Here is a 19242-nt window from a genome sequence, read left to right on the forward strand (position 1 = left end):
AATTATTAAAGGATAATTGACAATTTTCTGATAAGTTAGTATTATGAAAATATGAATGATTATTCATTCACTGTACAAAGGAGTAAACAAAATGAAAAGAGATAAACCAAAATTTAAACAAATAATAGATGCTGCAGTAGTGGTGATTGCTGAAAACGGTTACCATCAAGCACAAGTTTCTAAGATTGCGAAAAAAGCTGGAGTAGCTGACGGAACAATCTATTTATATTTTAAAAATAAAGAATCAATATTAATTACATTGTTTGAAGAAAAGATGGGTGTCTTTGCTGAAAAAATTCGAGAAGAAATTGCAGGTAATCGCGACGCGGTATCGAAGTTATTAACGTTGGTGAAAACACATTTTCGTGAAATGTCGAATGATTTAAATTTAGCCATCGTAATGCAATTAGAAGTTAGACAAACAAATCTTGATCTTCGAGTGAAAATTAATGAAGTACTTAAAGAGTATTTACACATCATTGATTCTATCTTAATGGAAGGTGTTAAAGAAGGCTTGTTTGATGAAAATTTAGATATTCGAATGGCTAGAAAGATGATTTTTGGAACGATAGATGAAGTTATGACTCATTGGGTAATGACTGGCCAAAATCAGGATTTGGAGGCAAATGCCGAGAAAGTTCACCAATTGTTAATAAGAGGATGCGGATATCAAAAAGAACGTTCTAGTACTTTAGGACAATAGGGAGGAAAAGTTGTGGGCTTACTTCAATGTTCAGTATCGAATGGTGTTGCATTTTTAACAATTCAAAATCCACCAGCAAATGCAATGTCTTCTGTGGTTTTTGCAGAAATGGTACAGCATCTAGAAGAATTAGAAAAAAATGATGATGTACGAGTACTAGTATTCCATGGTGAAGGCAGATTTTTTTCTGCAGGAGCTGATATTAAAGAATTTACCTCATTTAAAAGCGCCGACGATGCAGCAGCAGTTGCAAGAAAAGGTCAGCTAGTATTTGAGCGTGTTGAAAATTATTCTAAACCGATCATTGCCGCAATTCATGGTGCTGCTTTAGGTGGCGGACTTGAATTTGCAATGAGTTGTCATATTCGAGTAGTAGCGGAGAATGCAAAGCTAGGTTTACCTGAATTAAACTTAGGTATTATTCCAGGGTTTGCAGGTACACAACGATTACCAAGATATGTAGGTAGAGATAAAGCCTTATTAATGATGGCGACAGCAGAAACAATTTCTGGTGTAGAAGCTGGGAAATATGGTCTAGCTACAATTGTAGTCCCTGAAGAAAAATTATTAGAAGAAACAACTACATTAGCGTCAAAAATTGCACATAAAAGTAAACAATCAATTGAATATGTACTACAGCTACTATCTTCTACTAGAACGACTTCATATCATGAGGGCGTTGAAGAAGAATCTAGATTATTCGGAGATATTTTTACATCTGAAGGTGCCAAAGAAGGAATTAGTGCATTTTTAGAAAAAAGAAAACCTGTGTTTCATAAATAAGTAGTTTACTATTTAAAAAAATAGATGTAGTTAACATTTCCTAGGAGGGTTTAAAGATGAATATTTATGTACTATTAAAAAGAACATTTGACACTGAAGAAAAAATTACGATTTCAAATGGTGCTATTCAAGAAGATGGCGCTGAATTTATTATAAATCCATACGATGAGTATGCAGTAGAAGAAGCGATTCAAATCCGTGATACACATGGCGGTGAAGTAACAGTTGTTACGATTGGCAATGAAGACAGTGAAAAAGAACTTCGCACTGCTTTAGCAATGGGTGCTGATAAAGCTGTTTTAATTAATGTTGAAGATGATATTGAAAGCGCTGACCAATTTACAACATCTACACTTTTAGCTAAGTACTTAGAAGATAAAGATCCTTCTATTATTCTAGCGGGTAATGTTGCAATTGACGGTGGTACTGGTCAAGTAGGTCCTCGCGTCGCTGAATTATTAAATATTCCTTACGTGACAACAATCACTAAGCTTGAAATTAGCGGGACAACTGCAAAAATTGAGCGTGATGTTGAAGGAGATACTGAAATTATTGAAACATCTCTACCATTACTAATCACTGCTCAACAAGGTTTAAATGAACCTAGATACCCTTCATTACCTGGTATCATGAAAGCGAAAAAGAAACCTTTAGATGAACTAGAATTAGATGATTTAGATCTAGAAGAAGACGATGTTCAAGCGAAAACGAAAACAATCGAAATTTACCTACCTGCGAAAAAAGAAGCTGGTAAAGTATTATCAGGCGACTTACAAGACCAAGTAAAAGAATTAGTATCGTTATTACGTTCTGAAGCAAAAGTAATTTAATCTAAAAATGAATGTAACTAAATAATAGAGTAATAGAAAATTTTGGAGGGAAATAACATGTCACGTAAAGTATTAGTATTAGGCGAAGTTCGTGAAGGCTCATTACGTAATGTATCATTCGAGGCAATCAGTACGGCTAAGACAATTGCTGAAGGCGGAGAAGTAGTTGCTGTATTAGTTGGTCAATCAGTAAATGCGTTAGCTAGTGAAATGATTCAATTTGGTGCAGATCGTGCGGTTGTAGTTGAAGATGAAAAATTAGCTTCATATACATCTGATGGATTTTCTCAAGCATTACTTGCAGTAGTTGATCAAGAAAAACCGGACGGACTAGTATTAGGTCATACTGCTTTAGGTAAAGACTTATCTCCTAAGCTTGCAGCTCGCTTACAAAGTGGATTAATTTCTGACGTAACTGCGATCGAAGTAGCAGGTGGAAATATTGTATTCACTCGTCCAATTTACTCTGGTAAAGCTTTCGAGAAAAAAGTAATGGTAGATCCATTCATTTTTGCGACAATTCGTCCAAATAATATCGCTCCATTAGAAAAAGATGCTGCACGTAGTGGAGACGTTGCATCACTAACTGTAGAAATTAAAGACTTACGTTCAATCGTAAAAGACGTAGTACGTAAGGCAAGTGAAGGAGTAGATCTTTCAGAAGCTAAAATTATTGTTGCGGGTGGACGTGGAGTTAAAAGCGAAGACGGCTTTAATCCATTAAAAGAATTAGCAACAGTATTAGGCGCAGCTGTTGGTGCATCACGTGGTGCATGTGATGCTAATTACTGTGATTACTCACTTCAAATTGGTCAAACTGGTAAAGTTGTAACACCAGATTTATATATTGCATGTGGTATATCTGGTGCGATTCAACATTTAGCTGGTATGTCAAACTCTAAAGTTATTGTTGCGATTAACAAAGATCCTGAAGCGAATATCTTCAAAGTTGCAGACTATGGAATCGTAGGAGACTTGTTTGAAGTATTACCATTATTAACTGAAGAATTTAAAGCAGTATTAGTAAATTCTTAAGATATATTGCTTATTTGAGAAATAGGAAAGGACTTCATCTTTTAGATGAAGTCCTTATTGTTTTTTTGTATCTAGCAAGAGAAGACTTCGTTTTTTACATTCTAACAATGACTGAACCGCCACCACTTGTAATAACTTGGTTTTGTTTCTGCTCGATTGAACGAAGCAATTCATTATTGGCTTCAATTGCCTTAACAAGGTTCTGTATTTGATTTTCAAGATTTACGATTGATTGCATCATCTGGTGATTATCCATATGAGTATGATCATTTCTAGTAGGGTATTGTGGATAATGATTCCAAAAAGGGTGCATACATTCTTCTCCTCCTTTTACTAGACTCATGTACTATATAGTACGATTTTGTAAAGTAAGAGTTCGCCTATTTTCGATTAAATATGGTTGTTTCTTATACATTGTTGCGAATTACTTGGGCATTCGAAGAGCCTGCGGGGATTCGACTATCCTACATCTCCCAAATGACTCTGACGCCTTCCATTGAAATCAACTTCTTTCTATTTCAAGGCCAAGAAAGGACACACTTATAGAAAAAGCCAAAAAAAATAATCCTTGAATGATGAATTCAAGGATTACGATATATGTCATTATGAAATTGCTTTTTCTAATTTGGCTATTTCTTCGACTTCGTGGCGTTTTTCAATTTTTCTTTCAATCTTTTCAATTTCTTCTTTATTTCTAAGAAGAGATTGTTTATTTTCATTTACTAATTGATTAAACGATTTACGAAATGTTTTTCTCATGTTTGCCACTCCTATCTTAATAAATTTCTGAATATTTATTTATATTCAAAAACATCTTAACATAAAAAAATGAGCACAAACTCTTTGAATTATTACAATATTGTGTCCTCGAAAATGAGACGCTGCATAAATGTTAAGCTTTAGCCTTTGTATAATCTTTTTCGTAGACTTCTACTTCAATACCATCAGTATTTGTTTTATTTTCTACATACGAAAATCCATGTGACTTCCAAAATTCCTTAGCTTGATGATTATCTATTAAAACACCTAATCTTAAAGCGTCAATATTTTCTCGACTTTTTATTTGTTCTTCAAATAATACAAATGCATTCGTACCAAATCCATATCCTTGGTAATCACCGTGGATCATTAATAATCCAAGCCATGGAAAACCATCTCTAGGGTTAAGTATTAAAAAGTCGATTAGTCCGATATATGTATCATCAAGTTTAATAAAATAAGTTTCACTTTGATTCGTTGATTGAAAATATTCTTTAAAAAGCTCATCTTTAGTACGAGTAGGAGATCCATTTTCCATTAGATTATAATTTTGATTTGAATTGGTGATTTCGACAATTACCTCTATATATTCTTCTGTAATTTTTTCAAATGTAACCATTTATTTAATCCTTTCATTGGTATATCAATAATTTGTATGGAAATAGTAAGTTTGAGCAAATTAATAGATAGTGCTAATTCTCATATGATATACTTACTTTAAAATTATAACAAATTAAGTCAAACTACATAATGTACTTATGTAGAGAGGCGATAGGAGGAAATAAATATGGCAATTGTAAATGCTTCAAATGCAACATTCGCAGAAGAAACAAAAGAAGGTGTAGTATTAGTTGATTTTTGGGCAACTTGGTGTGGTCCTTGTAAAATGATCGCTCCAGTTTTAGAAGAATTAGCTTCTGAATATGGTGATAAAGTTAAAATCGTTAAAGTTGATGTTGATGAAAACCAAGAAACAGCAGCTAAATTTGAAGTTATGAGTATCCCTTCATTATTCGTTCTTAAAGATGGTGAAGTTGTAGAGAAAACTTTAGGCTTCAAACCAAAAGAAGCTTTAGAAGAATTAATTACGCCACATCTTGGTTAATATTAATTTGTAGGAAATGCACTCTTTTTATGAGTGCATTTCTTTTTTTTGCTCAAAAATATCTGTAAGCGTTTTATTAAAAACATTTAATAATTTTCTTGTTGCGAAACAAGTTTTGTCGGTATATATTTAATAAGCATAAATAGTTAACACGCATTAAATATTTATATAAATTAACTGTTAAAGGAGGTTAAATTTTGAATAATAAGAATGAGTACATCGAGCGAATACAGATTGGTTTTCAAACTGCCATTCATAAGATGCAACCAAAAATGACAGAGCAAATGAATAAACATAACATAACAGCTACTCAGTTTTTTGTATTAATGTATTTACGGAAAAACGAGAGTTGTAAAATTTCTGAAATTGCCGAGTATATGGGAGTGAAACCAAGCGCGGTGTCATTTATGATTGATCGGTTAGAACATAGTAATTTTGTTTATCGTGAACATGATAAAAAAGACAGAAGAGTAGTAAATATAATGCTTAGTGAAGAAGGTCAAAAAAAACTTGATCTTGTTATAAAAGAAAGAAAAGAAATTTTTGAGAGTTCATTATTAACGCTTTCAGATGAGGAGCTTTTACAGTTTGCATTAATTGCTGAAAAACTTGCCAAAGCGGTAACAACTGAAATCTAATTATAGGAATAATTACAAAGCACAATAACCGTATTTCTACTATTAATTAGTTAAAAAATATGGGGGAGAAAGGGGAAAAATAGTTTGAGTACAACTACAGCTATTAAAAAAGATGGCAATCGAAAGTTATTGCTAATAGGGCTAATTATAGCAATGTTTTTCTCGGCATTAGATGGTACGATAGTAGGTACTGCTATGCCAAAAATCGTAGGAGACCTTGGTGGATTAAGTATGATGACGTGGCTTACTACAGCATACTTATTAACATCTACGACAGTAGTACCAATTGCAGGTAAATTAGCTGACCTTTTAGGTCGTAGAGGCGTATATATTACTGGTTTAGTCATTTTTATGGCTGCTTCAGCACTTTGTGGTATTGCAAATAATATGACAGAATTAATCATTTACCGTGGGATTCAAGGAATCGGTGGCGGTGTCATGATGCCAATGGCGATGATCGTTATCGGGGATATGTTTACAGGAAAAGAACGTGCAAAATTCCAAGGGGTATTTGGTGGAATTTATGGTTTAGCATCTGTAATTGGTCCGCAAATTGGTGGATGGATTGTTGACTCATTAAATTGGAAATGGGTTTTCTATATTAATTTACCAGTAGGTATTATTGCAACAATCTTTATTGCTTTAGGTTTAAAAGGAAGAAAAAATACTGGTCCGATCAGCTTTGATATCGCTGGTATGATTACGATGATTATTGGGGTTGTAAGTCTACTTCTTGCATTAAGTTTAGGCGGAGTAGATTATGCTTGGGATTCTTGGCAGATTATTGGACTATTTGCTTTAGCAGTAATTGGTATTATTAGCTTTATTATCGTTGAAAATAGAGCTGAAGAACCGATTCTCCCAATGTATCTATTTAAAAACAGAACATTTGTTACATTAAACTTAATTGGTTTCTTTATGACGATTGCGATGTTCGGTGCTATTATGTTTGTACCATTCTTTATGCAAGGTATTGTTGGCGTAAGTGCAACGGAATCTGGTACAATCATGACGCCAATGATGGTGACGATGATTATCGCAAGTATTATTGGTGGTCAACTTGTATTTAAAGTTGGTATTAAACCACAAATTATGACGGGGATGTTTGTCATTGCATTAGGTCTATACCTACTAACAACTTTAGATATGGATTCAAGCAAAACGATTGCAACAATCTTTATGGGTGTAATGGGACTTGGAATTGGTCTAGTAATGCCAACAATCACATTAGCTTTACAAGAAGTATTTGACAAAAAAGAATTAGGTATCGTTACTTCTTCAAGCCAATTCTTCCGTTCAATAGGGGGAACATTTGGTGCAACTGTATTAGGTGCAGTTATGAATAGTAAATCAGGTACACTTTTAAATGATGAATTAGTACCATATTTAAATAAATTACCAGAACAAGCAGCACCATTAGTAAATAAATTTAAAGATATGATTGATTCTAATCCTCAATCGGTGTTTACAATGTTATTTAATGAGGATGCTAAGAAATTAATTCCGAATGATTTATTACAAGGTATGCTACCAGTTATTAAAACATCATTAATGGAATCTCTTCACAATGTATTCTTTGTTGGGTTAGGCTTTATTATTGTTGGAGCGATTTGTACACTTTTCATAAAACAAATTAAGCTTACTAATAGAAAAGCTGGCGATGATGAATTAAAAGAAGACGTAGAGGTTGAAATGGCTACTTCATAATAAAAAAGAAAAACCTATGGGAAATCATAGGTTTTTTCTTTTTAAACTGCCATTGATACTTTTTGCTTTTTCTTTTTAGCCTTGCGCTTTGTATTCCATAATATCCATGATAATGCTAGTCCTGTACCAGTTAAAATGAATAAACCAATTCCACTAATTAAACCAATAATTCCAGTATGTAAACTTTTCATGGAAAATGAAGACTGTTCACGTTCACCAAAGTTTGGTCCGCCATTTGGAAACAAAATTTGATTATTTTGGTTATCTTGGCTAGTTTGATTATTACTGTTCGTACTGCCATTTGCTTGCCCATTTTGATTTGTTGAATTAACACTACCATTCAACTGACCAGGGGTTTGCATCGAAAATTTTGGTTTTTCGTGTCCTTTGTTAAAATATAATACGATTCCTGTAACTGATTCAATTAACAAAAATACTGAAACAATTACCCCTATCCAAAAATGAACAATTCTTACTTTTTTCATATTTTTTTCTCCTCAAAGATTTAAAATTTATAAGAGTATAGTAAGAAGAGAAACTTAATTTTTGCTTAAAATAATAATTCAAATCATTAATATATATAAATCAATTATCTAATTTAATTATTTTCAGTTTATGACTTTGCAGATTATAATAAAGTGTACAACTCCACGAAAGGGGGTAAGACATTGGACAAACATTTAAAAGAAAAATTAGCGCTTTTACCTGATCAACCAGGTTGTTATTTAATGAAAGATGTTCAGGGTACTATCATTTATGTAGGGAAAGCAAAAATTCTAAAAAATAGGGTTAGATCATATTTTACAGGTTCTCATGATGGAAAAACGTATCGATTAGTTCAAGAAATTACCGATTTCGAATATATCGTTACATCTTCCAATATGGAAGCTCTAATTTTAGAGATGAATCTTATCAAAAAGTATGATCCGAAATATAACATCATGTTGAAGGATGATAAAACATATCCCTTCATTAAAATAACGGCTGAAAAGCATCCTCGTTTACTGATTACACGTAATGTAAAAAAAGATAAGGGAAAATATTTTGGCCCTTTTCCAAATGTAAATGCCGCGAATGAAACAAAAAAATTATTAGACCGTTTATATCCACTTCGAAAATGTTCTACATTACCGGATAAAGTTTGTTTGTATTATCATATTGGGCAATGTCTTGCACCTTGTGTTAAAGATGTAACTGATGAGCAAAATCAAGAAATTGTAAATGAAATTATTCGATTTTTAAATGGTGGAGAAGATCAAATTCGAAAAGAGCTCGAAGCGAAGATGTTGGCTGCATCAGAACAATTGGATTTTGAGCGGGCGAAAGAGTATCGAGATCAAATTGTTTCTATTGAAGCAACGATGGAAAAACAGAAGATGATGAGCAGTGATCTAGTTGATCGTGATGTATTTGGTTATGCCGTAGATAAAGGCTGGATGTGTGTACAAGTATTCTTTGTCCGTAGAGGAAAATTGATTGAAAGGGATGTATCGTATTTTCCAATTTATGACGAACCTGAAGAAGCATTTTTATCTTTTGTTGGCCAGTTTTATGAGAAAACACATAACATAAAGCCAAAAGAAATTTTTGTACCAGATAAAGTAGAAAATGATCTTTTAAAAGAGTTACTAAATGTTCCTGTTCTCCAACCTAAAAGAGGACAGAAAAAAGAATTAGTCGTTCTAGCAAATAAGAATGCAAAAATCGGCTTACAAGAAAAATTCAAGTTGATTGAAAGAGATGAAGAGAGAACGATTAAAGCAATCGAAAAGCTTGGAGAAATATTAAATATTGAAACTCCATATCGAATCGAAGCATTTGATAATTCTAATATTCAAGGTACCAATCCAGTTTCTGCCATGATTGTATTTATTGATGGCAAGCCTTCTAAAAAGGATTATAGAAAATATAAAATTAAAACAGTAGTTGGACCTGATGATTATGATTCAATGCGTGAAGTGGTTAGAAGGAGATATTCAAGAGCTCTGAAAGAAAACCTTCCTCTTCCGAATCTAATTATTGTTGATGGGGGAAAGGGTCACTTATCAGCAGTTGAAGATGTGTTACAAAATGAGTTAGGGTTGTATATTCCAACAGCTGGACTAGTAAAAGATGAAAAACATCGTACATCTGAATTATTAATAGGACAACCACCTCAAATTGTTCAATTAGGCAGACAGAGTCAAGAATTCTTTTTATTACAAAGAATTCAAGATGAAGTTCATCGTTTTGCAATTGAATTTTATCGTCAACTTCACAGTAAATCGATGGTTCAGTCCGCTTTAGATGGTATTACCGGAGTTGGTGGTACTAGAAAGAAAGCATTATTAAAACATTTCGGCTCTGTAAAAAAAATCAAAGAGGCAACAATAGAAGAACTGATCCAAGCAAAAATTCCAAAAAATGTAGCAGAAGAAATTTATCAACACTTTAGAAAGTAATCGGGCATTTTTCGTCTTATTTTTGAAAATAGCTTCAAGGAGCATAACGTCAATGATCACGATATGAGGACAAAAATTCCTTGACACTATTTTCAAAATAATTTATATTAAGTTAAAAATATAATATTTTCTCTCGTAATAGAGGTGCAAAACTTAAGAGTATGCTGTCATAGACGTGTGGCGTTGTTATGGACAGTTGAAAGGAAGTTTTGCCGAAATGAAATGAATCCACAATTCTTTTCGTTGGGACTGCATTTAATAGGTGTAGTACTGTCGCATACTAAATGCGGGGAGCTATTGAAGAGATGTTGATGATTTGTCTATTTTATTACAATTTTTGTAAATTAGGCGCGTGAACATTGCTTCACGCGCTTTTTTGTATTCTTTTTTATGAAAAATAGGTGAGGATGAGAAAAAATGGGAATTATTGTTCAAAAATTTGGAGGGACTTCAGTCGGTTCAATTGAGCGCATACAGCATGTTGCTGATACTGTAACAAAAGCGTATAAAGAAGGTAACAGTGTTGTTACTGTTGTTTCAGCAATGGGACATCATACTGATGAACTAGTTAATCTTGCACAGCAAATTAGTCCACAAAATAGTAAGCGTGAAATGGATATGCTTTTAACAACTGGTGAGCAAGTCTCAATATCTTTATTAGCAATGGCAATTCAGGCTAAAGGATTTAAGGCAATCTCATTAACTGGTTGGCAAGCGGGAATCCAAACAGAATCTATTCATGGAAATGCTCGTATTGAAACAATTCAAACTGATAGAATTCAAAGATTGATAAATGAAGGTTATATTGTAATTGTCGCTGGTTTCCAGGGCTTAAGTAATGAGGATGAAATTACTACTTTAGGTCGTGGTGGTTCTGATACTACAGCAGTAGCGTTAGCCGCAGCATTAGAAGCTGAACGATGTGACATTTATACGGATGTTTTAGGTGTTTATACAACAGATCCAAGAATTGAACCAGAAGCAACTAAATTGAGTCATGTATCATATGACGAAATGCTAGAACTTGCTGCTTTAGGTGCAGCTGTACTACACCCAAGGGCTGTAGAATTTGCAAAAAATTATGGATTAGTTATACAAGTAAGATCAAGTCAACATGATGAAATTGGTACGTTTATTGGGGAGGAAAATCAAATGGAACAACAATCAGTCGTAAGAGGAATCGCTTTTGAATCAAATGTCACAAGAATGACTTTAAATGGTTTACATAACCAAGTCGATCTTTTACCGAACATCTTTACTATACTGGCAACAGAGGGAATTGACGTAGACATTATTATTCAAAGTGTGACTTCAGATAATTTAGTCAATCTTTCATTCTCTATTAAATCAGAAAATATGTTAGAAACAATCACAATTCTTGAATCTAAAAAAGAATATTTAGGATATGTTTCATTTGATTTTGAAAGCGAGCTTGCGAAAGTTTCGATTGTTGGAAGTGGAATGGTTTCAAATCCTGGCGTTGCAGCAAATATGTTTAAATTTTTAGCAGAAGCTAGTATCCCAGTTAAAATGGTAAGTACGTCTGAAATTAAAGTATCTACAGTTATTCCAAAGTCGCAATTACAAAATGCGGTTCATGCTCTACACAAAGGGTATGAGCTAGATCGCGTTCAAGAAGAAGTAGTTGTAGAAGGATAATAATCAAAACCCCTTTAGTCACAAATTTTCTTTCAATAGGAACTTGGTGATTAAAGGGGTTTTTAACATTTTAGCGAAATATTACCATATAATAGAAGTAGTAATTGATAATGGAGGTTTTCATTTGATAAATGCAGGGATTGCTTATGGTGATATTGTCTTTCAATTAATATTATTAATCCTTCTCATTCTATTATTCGTTTTTATTAGTTTATTTCTCATGAATTACATTATTAAAGGTGTTAAGAAAAATAAACAACTAGATGAAATGAATCGTAAATTAGATGAGCTAATAAAGAAAAGTGAAAAAGAAAATATGAAATAAGCCTGATCAATTAGATGAACAGGCTTATTTTTATTTTTTTGTAACTGGATCTTTTAGATCCCATTTTACTTGGAATTTTACTTTATCAGAACGTTTACTTTGCTCTTCGTATGTTTCTGCAATTACATCAATTTGTTGTTGGATTTGCATTGCCAAAAAGCCTGCCTCTAATTGATAAGATACATCTTTTTTATGTTGATTTCTGTATGTAACTAGTTCAGAAGTTAAAACAAAATGAACTTCTTGTTTTTTTTCTTCTACAACCGTTAAAGTCCCCCAACCAGCAGATTCAAAAAATTCGATGATTTCTTCAAATGTTGCTAATGGATATTTTCTAGCAATCATTTTTCCCGCCCAATATAATATATCATGTTGCTCTTTACCTAATAATTCCGAAAGTAAATCATTTCGTAAGAGTTCGTAGCCAAAACCAGAAATATTCCCTGGTGTTTTTAAAATATCATTGCCGTTCATCATGGTCGAATAGCTCTCCCTTTCCTTAAAAAACATGTTTTTATTATATACAATAAACAATAATAAAAACAATAATTGAAAGCCTTAATATTTGTAGATTTACCAATATAATTGAGAAGTTTTTTCAGTAAAGAAAAATGTACGCGTTTTCTTGACCTGTAATATTAACAGGAGTAAAATGAACTTTAGATAAATCTCATAAAAATTTAGATTTTTATGGAAATTACATTATTTTCTATTTTTCTAGAATAATAGAAGCATGTAATTTTATTTTCATGTTCACAAACTAAAGGGGGCAGGGTTTTACATGAGCAACAAGAATGGCCAGGAGTTTTTCCTTAGAAAACTTCATTCATTGTTAGGAGTAATTCCAGTAGGAATATTCTTAATGCAGCACTTAGTTGTCAATCATTTTGCAACAAAGGGAGCAGAATCATTTAACAAAGCTGCTGAATTTATGGCGAATTTACCATTCCGCTATTTATTAGAAATTTTTATTATCTTATTACCGATCTTATACCATGCGATTTATGGACTATACATTGCTTTTACAGGCACTAGCAATGTGAAAAATTATGGTTATTTACGAAACTGGTTATACTTATTCCAACGTATTTCTGGAGTTATTACTTTAATCTTTATAACTTGGCATGTGTGGCAAACTCGTATTGCGGCTCAATTAGGTGCAGACGTAAATTATGATATGATGGCTGATATTTTTAGCTCAAAATTCATGATCGCGTTCTATATTGTAGGTGTTATTTCAACTATTTTCCACTTTGCTAATGGATTATGGTCATTCTTCATTTCTTGGGGAATTACTGTTACACCTAAATCGCAACGTATTTCGACATATGTTACTTTAGGAATTTTCGTTGCTCTATCAATCGTTGGATTACGTGCGATTTTTGCATTCATTGATCCGCAGCTAGCAAACATGTAAGGAGAGAGAGACATGAGTGGAAAAGTAATTATAGTTGGCGGTGGATTAGCTGGATTAATGGCTACTATTAAAGCCGCTGAAGCTGGTACAAAAGTTGATTTATTCTCATTAGTTCCTGTTAAACGTTCACATTCAGTATGTGCACAAGGTGGAATTAATGGTGCAGTTAATACAAAAGGTGAAGGTGACTCTCCATGGGAGCACTTTGATGATACAATTTATGGTGGAGATTTCTTAGCAAACCAACCACCAGTTCAAGCAATGGCAGAAGCAGCACCTGGAATTATCCACATGATGGACCGTATGGGTGTAATGTTTAACCGTACGCCAGAAGGACTGTTAGATTTCCGTCGTTTTGGTGGTACTCAGCATCACCGTACAGCATTTGCTGGTGCAACAACTGGCCAACAATTATTGTACGCATTAGATGAGCAAGTTCGTCGTTATGAATCAGAAGGTCTTGTTCAAAAGTTTGAAGGTTGGGAATTTTTAAGAGTAATCGTTGACGATGAAGGCGTTTGTCGTGGTATCGTAGGACAAAACTTATCATCAATGGAAATTGTAAGCTTCCCTGCTGACGCAGTTATTATGGCTACAGGTGGACCTGGAATTATCTTTGGTAAATCAACAAACTCAATTATCAATACAGGTTCAGCAGCAGCAGCTGTTTACCGTCAAGGTGCAACATACTCTAATGGTGAATTTATTCAAATCCACCCTACTGCCATCCCAGGAGATGACAAAAACCGCTTAATGAGTGAAAGTGCTCGTGGTGAAGGTGGACGAGTTTGGACATATAAAGATGGAAAGCCATGGTATTTCCTAGAAGAGAAATATCCTGCATATGGAAACCTTGTACCAAGGGATATTGCTACACGTGAAATTTTCTCTGTATGTGTTGACCAAAAACTTGGTATCAATGGAGAAAACATGGTGTACCTAGATCTTTCTCATAAGGATCCAAAAGAGTTAGATATTAAACTTGGTGGAATCATTGAGATTTATGAGAAATTTACTGGTGATGATCCGAAAAAGGTTCCAATGAAAATTTTCCCTGCAGTTCACTATTCAATGGGTGGATTATGGGTTGATTATGATCAAATGACTACTATTCCAGGATTATTTGCTGCAGGTGAGTGTGATTATTCAATGCACGGTGCAAACCGTTTAGGTGCTAACTCACTATTATCGGCAATTTACGGTGGGATGGTTGCTGGACCAAATGCAGTTAGATATGTAAATGGTTTAGCTAAATCTGCTGATGATGTTTCTTCTTCAGTATTTGATCGTAATGTTTCAGAAGAAAATGAAAAAATGAATCGTATCCTTTCTATGGATGGAACTGAGAATGCATACCTACTTCATAAAGAGCTTGGAGAATGGATGACTGACAATGTAACAGTAGTTCGATTCAATGATAGACTATTAAAAACTGATGATAAAATTCAAGAGCTTCTTGAGCGTTATCAAAATATTAATATTAATGATACTGCTAAATGGAGTAATCAAGGTGCTACGTTTACACGTCAACTTGAGAACATGCTTCACTTATCACGTGTTATTACATTAGGTGCTTACCACCGAAATGAAAGTCGTGGAGCACACTATAAACCAGAATTCCCAGAACGTAACGATGAAGAATTCTTAAAAACAACTATGGCAAAATTTGATGAAAAGTTAAAAACACCGATTTTCCATTATGAAGAAGTTGATACTTCATTAATCGAACCAAGAAAACGCGACTATTCTAAGAAGAAAGGGGATAAACAAAATGCATAATGGGACAATGACAGCTGAAAAGACGATTACATTTATTGTAAAACGTCAAGATTCACCAAATTCAACACCTTATGAAGAAACTTTTCACATCCCTTATCGTCCGAATATGAACGTAATCTCGGCTTTAATGGAAATTCGTAAAAACCCTAAAAATGCTAAAGGTCAAGATACTACAGCGATCACTTGGGATATGAACTGTCTTGAGGAAGTATGTGGTGCATGTTCTATGGTTATCAATGGCAAACCACGCCAGTCATGTACAGCGTTAGTTGACCAATTAGAGCAACCAATTCGTCTTGAGCCAATGAGCACGTTCCCAGTAGTACGTGACTTACAAGTTGACCGTAGCCGTATGTTTGACTCTTTAAAACGTGTTAAAGCTTGGATTCCAATTGATGGAACACATGATTTAGGACCAGGACCAAGAATGCCAGAAAAGAAACGTCAATGGGCATATGAGTTATCAAAATGTATGACTTGTGGTGTTTGTTTAGAAGCTTGTCCAAACGTTAATAGTAAATCTAACTTTATTGGACCAGCACCACTTTCACAAGTTCGTTTATTCAATGCTCATCCAACAGGTGAAATGAATAAAGAAGAACGTTTACATGCGATTATGGGCGATGGTGGACTTGCTAACTGTGGTAACTCACAAAACTGCGTTCAATCTTGTCCAAAAGGAATTCCTTTAACAACTTCAATTGCAGCATTAAACCGTGCTACAACAATCCAATCTTTCAAAGATTTCTTTGGTAGCGACGAAATTTAATAAAATAAAAGACATGTCCATTTGTGGGCATGTCTTTTTTTGATTATTTTTTCTTAAAGATTATTGATTATAGAATATAAAAATATGTAAACAGAAGTTGATACTAACTAAACTTTCCCACTCTTTTAGGAGATATTGGAAGACTAAAGATGTGCTTACAAGTAAGTTAGGTATGTTACATCCCTGACGTCTTGTCATAAGGCATGCATAGTCTCATCAAGATTCCTCAAGAGGATTAAGCTCACGTCCCACTATTTGTTGAGCATAATGGAGTTGTCATCAAACCTAGGTATACTAAAATAGTAACAGTGTATACGAAATCAACCTTACATAAAAACGATTACGACTTGATTCGTAAAGTAAAAGTTATTATCTTAGTAAAGAAATTTAATTAAAAATAATCGCATCCAAAGTTGTGCGAAAAAAATGAGTGAATATTCATTCTTTTTTCGAAGAAACATATGTATAATAGAATTAATATACTAGGGAGTGATCGTATGGGGAAAATGAGTTATATTTCAAACTTTGAAGATTGGCAGGCAAGTTTTTCTTTTAATATAACTATTAAGGTTCGTTTCAATGAAACAGATATGTTTGGGCATATGAATAATACTGTGCCTTTTACTTATTTTGAAGAAGCTCGTATTGAATACTTAAAACATTTAGGTTTTATGCAAGAATGGGTTTCTCTTGATAGTGAAGTAATTCCAGTTGTAGCAGATTTACAATGTGACTTTTTACAACAAGTGTATTTTGATGATAAAATCGATGTTTTTGTAAAAGTTAATAGTATTGGGAATTCATCAATTGATGTCCATTATATGGGAGTTAATGAAAAAGGAATGGTGTGCTTTACAGGGCGAAATTCACTCGTAAATCTTAATCGCGCAACTGGAAGAAGTGAAAAATGGAAAACTGAATGGAAAGATAAATTAGAAAATGAGTTAAATATTGTTCAAAAGGTTTAAACTAGGTAATAATGTCACATACTTTATAAAGGTTGAATAGAATAATATAACATTTTGACTATTCTCAAGATGAGTACTTGAAGAATTCAATAACTTTTTATATAATACTTTTATATGAATAATTGATAAGCTTTGATCAAGGACATGAGCGTTCAAAACGATAGTAAGAGAGGAATTCAAATGGTGCGAGAATTCTCTATACGTTGAATGACTTACCACCTTGTAGCTATAGTGGGGAACGTATGTCACATACAATTAACTGCTATCGGTGTAGACCGTTAAAACATTGAGAGTAATGTATACTTTTTTAGTGTACAACAAATTAGGGTGGAACCACGAGCACATTCGTCCCTACGAGTGTGCTCTTTTTTATTTGCAAAAATTTATTATTAAAAGGAGTGAACTAAATGATTTCAGTTAAATTACCAGATGGATCAATTCGCGAGGTGGAGCAAAACACAACAGTAGAAGATTTCGCTGGTTCAATCTCCATTAGCTTGAAGAAAAAAGCACTTGGTGGAAAAATAAATGGAAAATTAGTTGATTTAAATACACAAATTACAGAAGAATGTGAAGTACAAATCATCACTCAAGATGATCAAGAAGGATTAGAAATGATGCGTCATAGTTCAGCGCACATTTTAGCTCAAGCAGTTAAACGTCTATACAAAGACCAAAAAACTGCATTTGGTGTGGGACCAGTAACAACAGATGGTTTCTATTATGACATCGATCTTCCTGTTTCAATTAAAGTAGAAGACCTTCCGAAAATTGAAAAAGAAATGGAAAAAATTATTAAAGAAAATTTACCAATCACTCGTTCAGAAGTTAGTCGTGAAGAAGCGATTAAATTCTTCACTGAATTAGATGATGAGTTTAAGTTAGAATTAATCCGCGACTTACCAGAAGACGCTATCATTTCAATGTATACTCAAGGTGAATTCGTTGATTTATGTCGTGGACCACACGTACCATCAACAGGTCGTGTAAAAGCAATTAAATTATTATCAGTTGCAGGTGCATATTGGAGAGGCGATGCAAACAATAAAATGCTTCAACGTGTGTATGGTACTGCATTCCAAAGTAAAAAAGAATTAGAAGAGCACTTACATTTATTAGAAGAAGCTAAAAAGCGTGATCACCGTAAATTAGGCAAAGAGCTTGAGTTATTCATGTTCTCAGAAGAAGCGCCTGGTATGCCATTCTTCCTACCAAAAGGTACAATTATTCGTAATGAATTAGAGCAATATGAGCGTGGTCTTCAAACTCGTAAAGATTACCAAGAAGTTCGTACTCCGTTTATCATGAACCAACGTTTATGGGAGCAATCAGGTCACTGGCACCACTACCATGAAAACATGTACTTTACAGAAGTAGATGAAACAAATTTCGCATTAAAACCGATGAACTGCCCTGGTCACATGTTAATTTATAAAAATAAATTACATTCATATCGTGACTTACCAATCCGTATGTGTGAAAACGGTCAAGTACACCGTCATGAATTCTCTGGTGCATTAAATGGGATGATGCGTGTTCGTACATTTACTCAAGATGATGCACATATATTCTGTCGTCCAGACCAAATTGAAGGCGAAATTATTGAAGTAATTAACTTAATTAAGGAAATCTATGGCGTATTTGGATTTACTTATAAAGTAGAATTATCAACTCGTCCAGAAGATTCAATGGGATCTGAAGAATTATGGAACTCTGCTGAACAAGCATTAGAAAACGTTCTGAAATCAGAAAACCTTGATTTTAAATTAAATCCAGGTGATGGCGCATTCTATGGTCCAAAAATTGATTTCCACATTCAAGATGCATTAAAACGTAGCTGGCAATGTGCAACAATTCAATTAGACTTCCAAATGCCAGAAAAATTCGATTTAACTTATGTTAATGAAGATAATCAAAAAGAACGTCCAGTTGTTATCCACCGTGCAATCTATGGATCAATCGATCGTTTCTTAGGAATCTTAACTGAGCACTTTGCTGGGGCATTCCCATTATGGTTAGCACCAGTTCAAGTTGCAGTATTACCAATTTCAAGCGTGCACAATGATTATGCACAAAAACTTGCTGATCAATTAAAAGATGCAGGAATTCGCGTTGAGGCAGACTTACGCGGAGAGAAAATTGGTTACAAAATCCGTGAAGCACAGCTGCGTAAACTACCTTACATGTTAGTTGTTGGAGACCAAGAAGTTGAAAACAATGCTGTAGCGATTCGTAAGCGTGGCGAAGGCGATATTGGAACTCAATCATTTGACGCATTCTTAGAAATGGTTAAGCAACAAAAACAAGATAAAGTTTTATTCTAA

20 protein-coding genes and 1 riboswitch are annotated in these 19242 nt (G+C 33.7%); of the genes, 15 read left to right on the plus strand and 5 right to left on the minus strand.

Going from position 1 to position 19242, the window contains the following annotated elements:
• Positions 1–91: 91 nt before the first annotated feature.
• The 4 genes from fadR to CAB05_RS19980 are packed head-to-tail and all read left to right on the plus strand — an operon-like array spanning position 92 to position 3351.
• On the plus strand, positions 92–703 hold the full coding sequence (gene fadR, locus CAB05_RS19965; RefSeq protein ID WP_088003578.1) for a fatty acid metabolism transcriptional regulator FadR: 612 nt from the start codon (positions 92–94) through the stop codon (positions 701–703).
• A gap of 12 nt (positions 704–715) precedes the next feature.
• Positions 716–1486 (plus strand): enoyl-CoA hydratase, encoded by a 771-nt coding sequence (locus tag CAB05_RS19970; RefSeq protein WP_088003581.1) that lies wholly within the window; start codon positions 716–718, stop codon positions 1484–1486.
• Positions 1487–1542: 56 nt separating this feature from the next.
• Positions 1543–2316: an electron transfer flavoprotein subunit beta/FixA family protein gene (locus CAB05_RS19975; RefSeq protein WP_088003584.1), complete on the plus strand. Its 774-nt coding sequence runs from the start codon at positions 1543–1545 to the stop codon at positions 2314–2316.
• Between the two features lie 57 nt (positions 2317–2373).
• A complete protein-coding gene (locus CAB05_RS19980) occupies positions 2374–3351 on the plus strand; it encodes an electron transfer flavoprotein subunit alpha/FixB family protein (RefSeq protein ID WP_088003587.1) in 978 nt (325 codons plus the stop codon).
• Between the two features lie 94 nt (positions 3352–3445).
• Here CAB05_RS19980 and CAB05_RS19985 read toward each other — a convergent pair whose 3' ends face one another.
• The 3 genes from CAB05_RS19985 to CAB05_RS19995 form a co-directional block, all read right to left on the minus strand.
• Positions 3446–3664 (minus strand): hypothetical protein, encoded by a 219-nt coding sequence (locus CAB05_RS19985; RefSeq protein WP_088003590.1) that lies wholly within the window; start codon positions 3662–3664, stop codon positions 3446–3448.
• A gap of 290 nt (positions 3665–3954) precedes the next feature.
• The gene (locus CAB05_RS19990) at positions 3955–4110 is read right to left on the minus strand and encodes an FbpB family small basic protein (RefSeq protein ID WP_088003594.1); all 156 of its coding nucleotides are present in this window, start codon (positions 4108–4110) and stop codon (positions 3955–3957) included.
• 133 nt (positions 4111–4243) lie between these two features.
• A complete protein-coding gene (locus CAB05_RS19995; protein ID WP_088003597.1) occupies positions 4244–4729 on the minus strand; it encodes a GNAT family N-acetyltransferase in 486 nt (161 codons plus the stop codon).
• Positions 4730–4897: 168 nt separating this feature from the next.
• Between CAB05_RS19995 and trxA the strand changes: the two genes are divergently transcribed.
• The 3 genes from trxA to CAB05_RS20010 all read left to right on the plus strand — a co-directional run bounded on the left by trxA (position 4898) and on the right by CAB05_RS20010 (position 7560).
• The gene (gene trxA, locus CAB05_RS20000; protein WP_088003600.1) at positions 4898–5215 is read left to right on the plus strand and encodes a thioredoxin; all 318 of its coding nucleotides are present in this window, start codon (positions 4898–4900) and stop codon (positions 5213–5215) included.
• 197 nt (positions 5216–5412) lie between these two features.
• Entirely contained in the window at positions 5413–5853 is a 441-nt protein-coding gene (locus CAB05_RS20005) for a MarR family winged helix-turn-helix transcriptional regulator (protein ID WP_235821571.1), read from the plus strand.
• Between the two features lie 153 nt (positions 5854–6006).
• Positions 6007–7560 (plus strand): MDR family MFS transporter, encoded by a 1554-nt coding sequence (locus CAB05_RS20010; RefSeq protein ID WP_088003703.1) that lies wholly within the window; start codon positions 6007–6009, stop codon positions 7558–7560.
• 41 nt (positions 7561–7601) lie between these two features.
• Here CAB05_RS20010 and CAB05_RS20015 read toward each other — a convergent pair whose 3' ends face one another.
• Positions 7602–8045, minus strand: a complete 444-nt coding sequence (locus CAB05_RS20015; RefSeq protein ID WP_088003603.1) for a PepSY domain-containing protein — start codon at positions 8043–8045, stop codon at positions 7602–7604.
• 183 nt (positions 8046–8228) lie between these two features.
• Here CAB05_RS20015 and uvrC point away from each other — a divergent pair, with 183 nt between their 5' ends.
• The 3 genes from uvrC to CAB05_RS20030 all read left to right on the plus strand — a co-directional run bounded on the left by uvrC (position 8229) and on the right by CAB05_RS20030 (position 11985).
• Positions 8229–10001, plus strand: a complete 1773-nt coding sequence (uvrC, locus tag CAB05_RS20020; RefSeq protein ID WP_088003605.1) for an excinuclease ABC subunit UvrC — start codon at positions 8229–8231, stop codon at positions 9999–10001.
• A gap of 131 nt (positions 10002–10132) precedes the next feature.
• Positions 10133–10306: riboswitch (Lysine riboswitch) on the plus strand.
• A gap of 112 nt (positions 10307–10418) precedes the next feature.
• Positions 10419–11660 carry an aspartate kinase gene (locus CAB05_RS20025; RefSeq protein ID WP_088003608.1) on the plus strand — a complete coding sequence of 414 codons (1242 nt, stop codon included), beginning with the start codon at positions 10419–10421 and terminating at the stop codon, positions 11658–11660.
• A 124-nt stretch (positions 11661–11784) separates the two neighbouring features.
• Positions 11785–11985, plus strand: coding sequence for a DUF4083 family protein (locus CAB05_RS20030; RefSeq protein WP_158093321.1), 201 nt, complete (start codon positions 11785–11787; stop codon positions 11983–11985).
• Between the two features lie 30 nt (positions 11986–12015).
• On the opposite strand, the gene CAB05_RS20035 is transcribed toward CAB05_RS20030, so the two are convergent.
• Positions 12016–12462 (minus strand): YslB family protein, encoded by a 447-nt coding sequence (locus tag CAB05_RS20035; protein WP_235821572.1) that lies wholly within the window; start codon positions 12460–12462, stop codon positions 12016–12018.
• 304 nt (positions 12463–12766) lie between these two features.
• On the opposite strand from CAB05_RS20035, the gene CAB05_RS20040 reads away from it, so the two are divergent.
• From CAB05_RS20040 to thrS, 5 genes are all read left to right on the plus strand, one after another.
• Entirely contained in the window at positions 12767–13402 is a 636-nt protein-coding gene (locus tag CAB05_RS20040; RefSeq protein ID WP_088003615.1) for a succinate dehydrogenase cytochrome b558 subunit, read from the plus strand.
• A 12-nt stretch (positions 13403–13414) separates the two neighbouring features.
• Positions 13415–15181, plus strand: a complete 1767-nt coding sequence (gene sdhA, locus CAB05_RS20045) for a succinate dehydrogenase flavoprotein subunit (protein WP_088003618.1) — start codon at positions 13415–13417, stop codon at positions 15179–15181.
• 7 nt (positions 15182–15188) lie between these two features.
• Positions 15189–15950: a succinate dehydrogenase iron-sulfur subunit gene (sdhB, locus tag CAB05_RS20050; RefSeq protein WP_088003709.1), complete on the plus strand. Its 762-nt coding sequence runs from the start codon at positions 15189–15191 to the stop codon at positions 15948–15950.
• Positions 15951–16447: 497 nt separating this feature from the next.
• Entirely contained in the window at positions 16448–16918 is a 471-nt protein-coding gene (locus tag CAB05_RS20055) for an acyl-CoA thioesterase (protein ID WP_088003621.1), read from the plus strand.
• A gap of 407 nt (positions 16919–17325) precedes the next feature.
• Complete coding sequence (gene thrS / locus CAB05_RS20060) at positions 17326–19242, plus strand: threonine--tRNA ligase (protein WP_088003624.1); 1917 nt, start codon at positions 17326–17328, stop codon at positions 19240–19242.

The sequence above is a fragment of the Gottfriedia solisilvae genome, assembly GCF_002128405.1.
In the GTDB taxonomy this organism is placed as follows: domain Bacteria; phylum Bacillota; class Bacilli; order Bacillales; family Bacillaceae_G; genus Gottfriedia; species Gottfriedia solisilvae.

Excerpts from the sequence above, each read along its gene's own strand:
- CAB05_RS20055 (WP_088003621.1), top strand. The coding sequence starts at position 16,448 with ATGGGGAAAATGAGTTATATTTCAAACTTTGAAGATTGGCAGGCAAGT.
- CAB05_RS19990 (WP_088003594.1), bottom strand. The coding sequence starts at position 4,110 with ATGAGAAAAACATTTCGTAAATCGTTTAATCAATTAGTAAATGAAAAT.
- CAB05_RS20015 (WP_088003603.1), bottom strand. The coding sequence starts at position 8,045 with ATGAAAAAAGTAAGAATTGTTCATTTTTGGATAGGGGTAATTGTTTCA.
- CAB05_RS19975 (WP_088003584.1), top strand. The coding sequence starts at position 1,543 with ATGAATATTTATGTACTATTAAAAAGAACATTTGACACTGAAGAAAAA.
- fadR (WP_088003578.1), top strand. The coding sequence starts at position 92 with ATGAAAAGAGATAAACCAAAATTTAAACAAATAATAGATGCTGCAGTA.
- CAB05_RS19980 (WP_088003587.1), top strand. The coding sequence starts at position 2,374 with ATGTCACGTAAAGTATTAGTATTAGGCGAAGTTCGTGAAGGCTCATTA.
- sdhB (WP_088003709.1), top strand. The coding sequence starts at position 15,189 with ATGACAGCTGAAAAGACGATTACATTTATTGTAAAACGTCAAGATTCA.
- trxA (WP_088003600.1), top strand. The coding sequence starts at position 4,898 with ATGGCAATTGTAAATGCTTCAAATGCAACATTCGCAGAAGAAACAAAA.
- CAB05_RS20025 (WP_088003608.1), top strand. The coding sequence starts at position 10,419 with ATGGGAATTATTGTTCAAAAATTTGGAGGGACTTCAGTCGGTTCAATT.
- CAB05_RS20040 (WP_088003615.1), top strand. The coding sequence starts at position 12,767 with ATGAGCAACAAGAATGGCCAGGAGTTTTTCCTTAGAAAACTTCATTCA.
- sdhA (WP_088003618.1), top strand. The coding sequence starts at position 13,415 with ATGAGTGGAAAAGTAATTATAGTTGGCGGTGGATTAGCTGGATTAATG.
- thrS (WP_088003624.1), top strand. The coding sequence starts at position 17,326 with ATGATTTCAGTTAAATTACCAGATGGATCAATTCGCGAGGTGGAGCAA.
- CAB05_RS20035 (WP_235821572.1), bottom strand. The coding sequence starts at position 12,462 with ATGATGAACGGCAATGATATTTTAAAAACACCAGGGAATATTTCTGGT.
- CAB05_RS19995 (WP_088003597.1), bottom strand. The coding sequence starts at position 4,729 with ATGGTTACATTTGAAAAAATTACAGAAGAATATATAGAGGTAATTGTC.
- CAB05_RS19985 (WP_088003590.1), bottom strand. The coding sequence starts at position 3,664 with ATGCACCCTTTTTGGAATCATTATCCACAATACCCTACTAGAAATGAT.
- CAB05_RS20010 (WP_088003703.1), top strand. The coding sequence starts at position 6,007 with ATGTTTTTCTCGGCATTAGATGGTACGATAGTAGGTACTGCTATGCCA.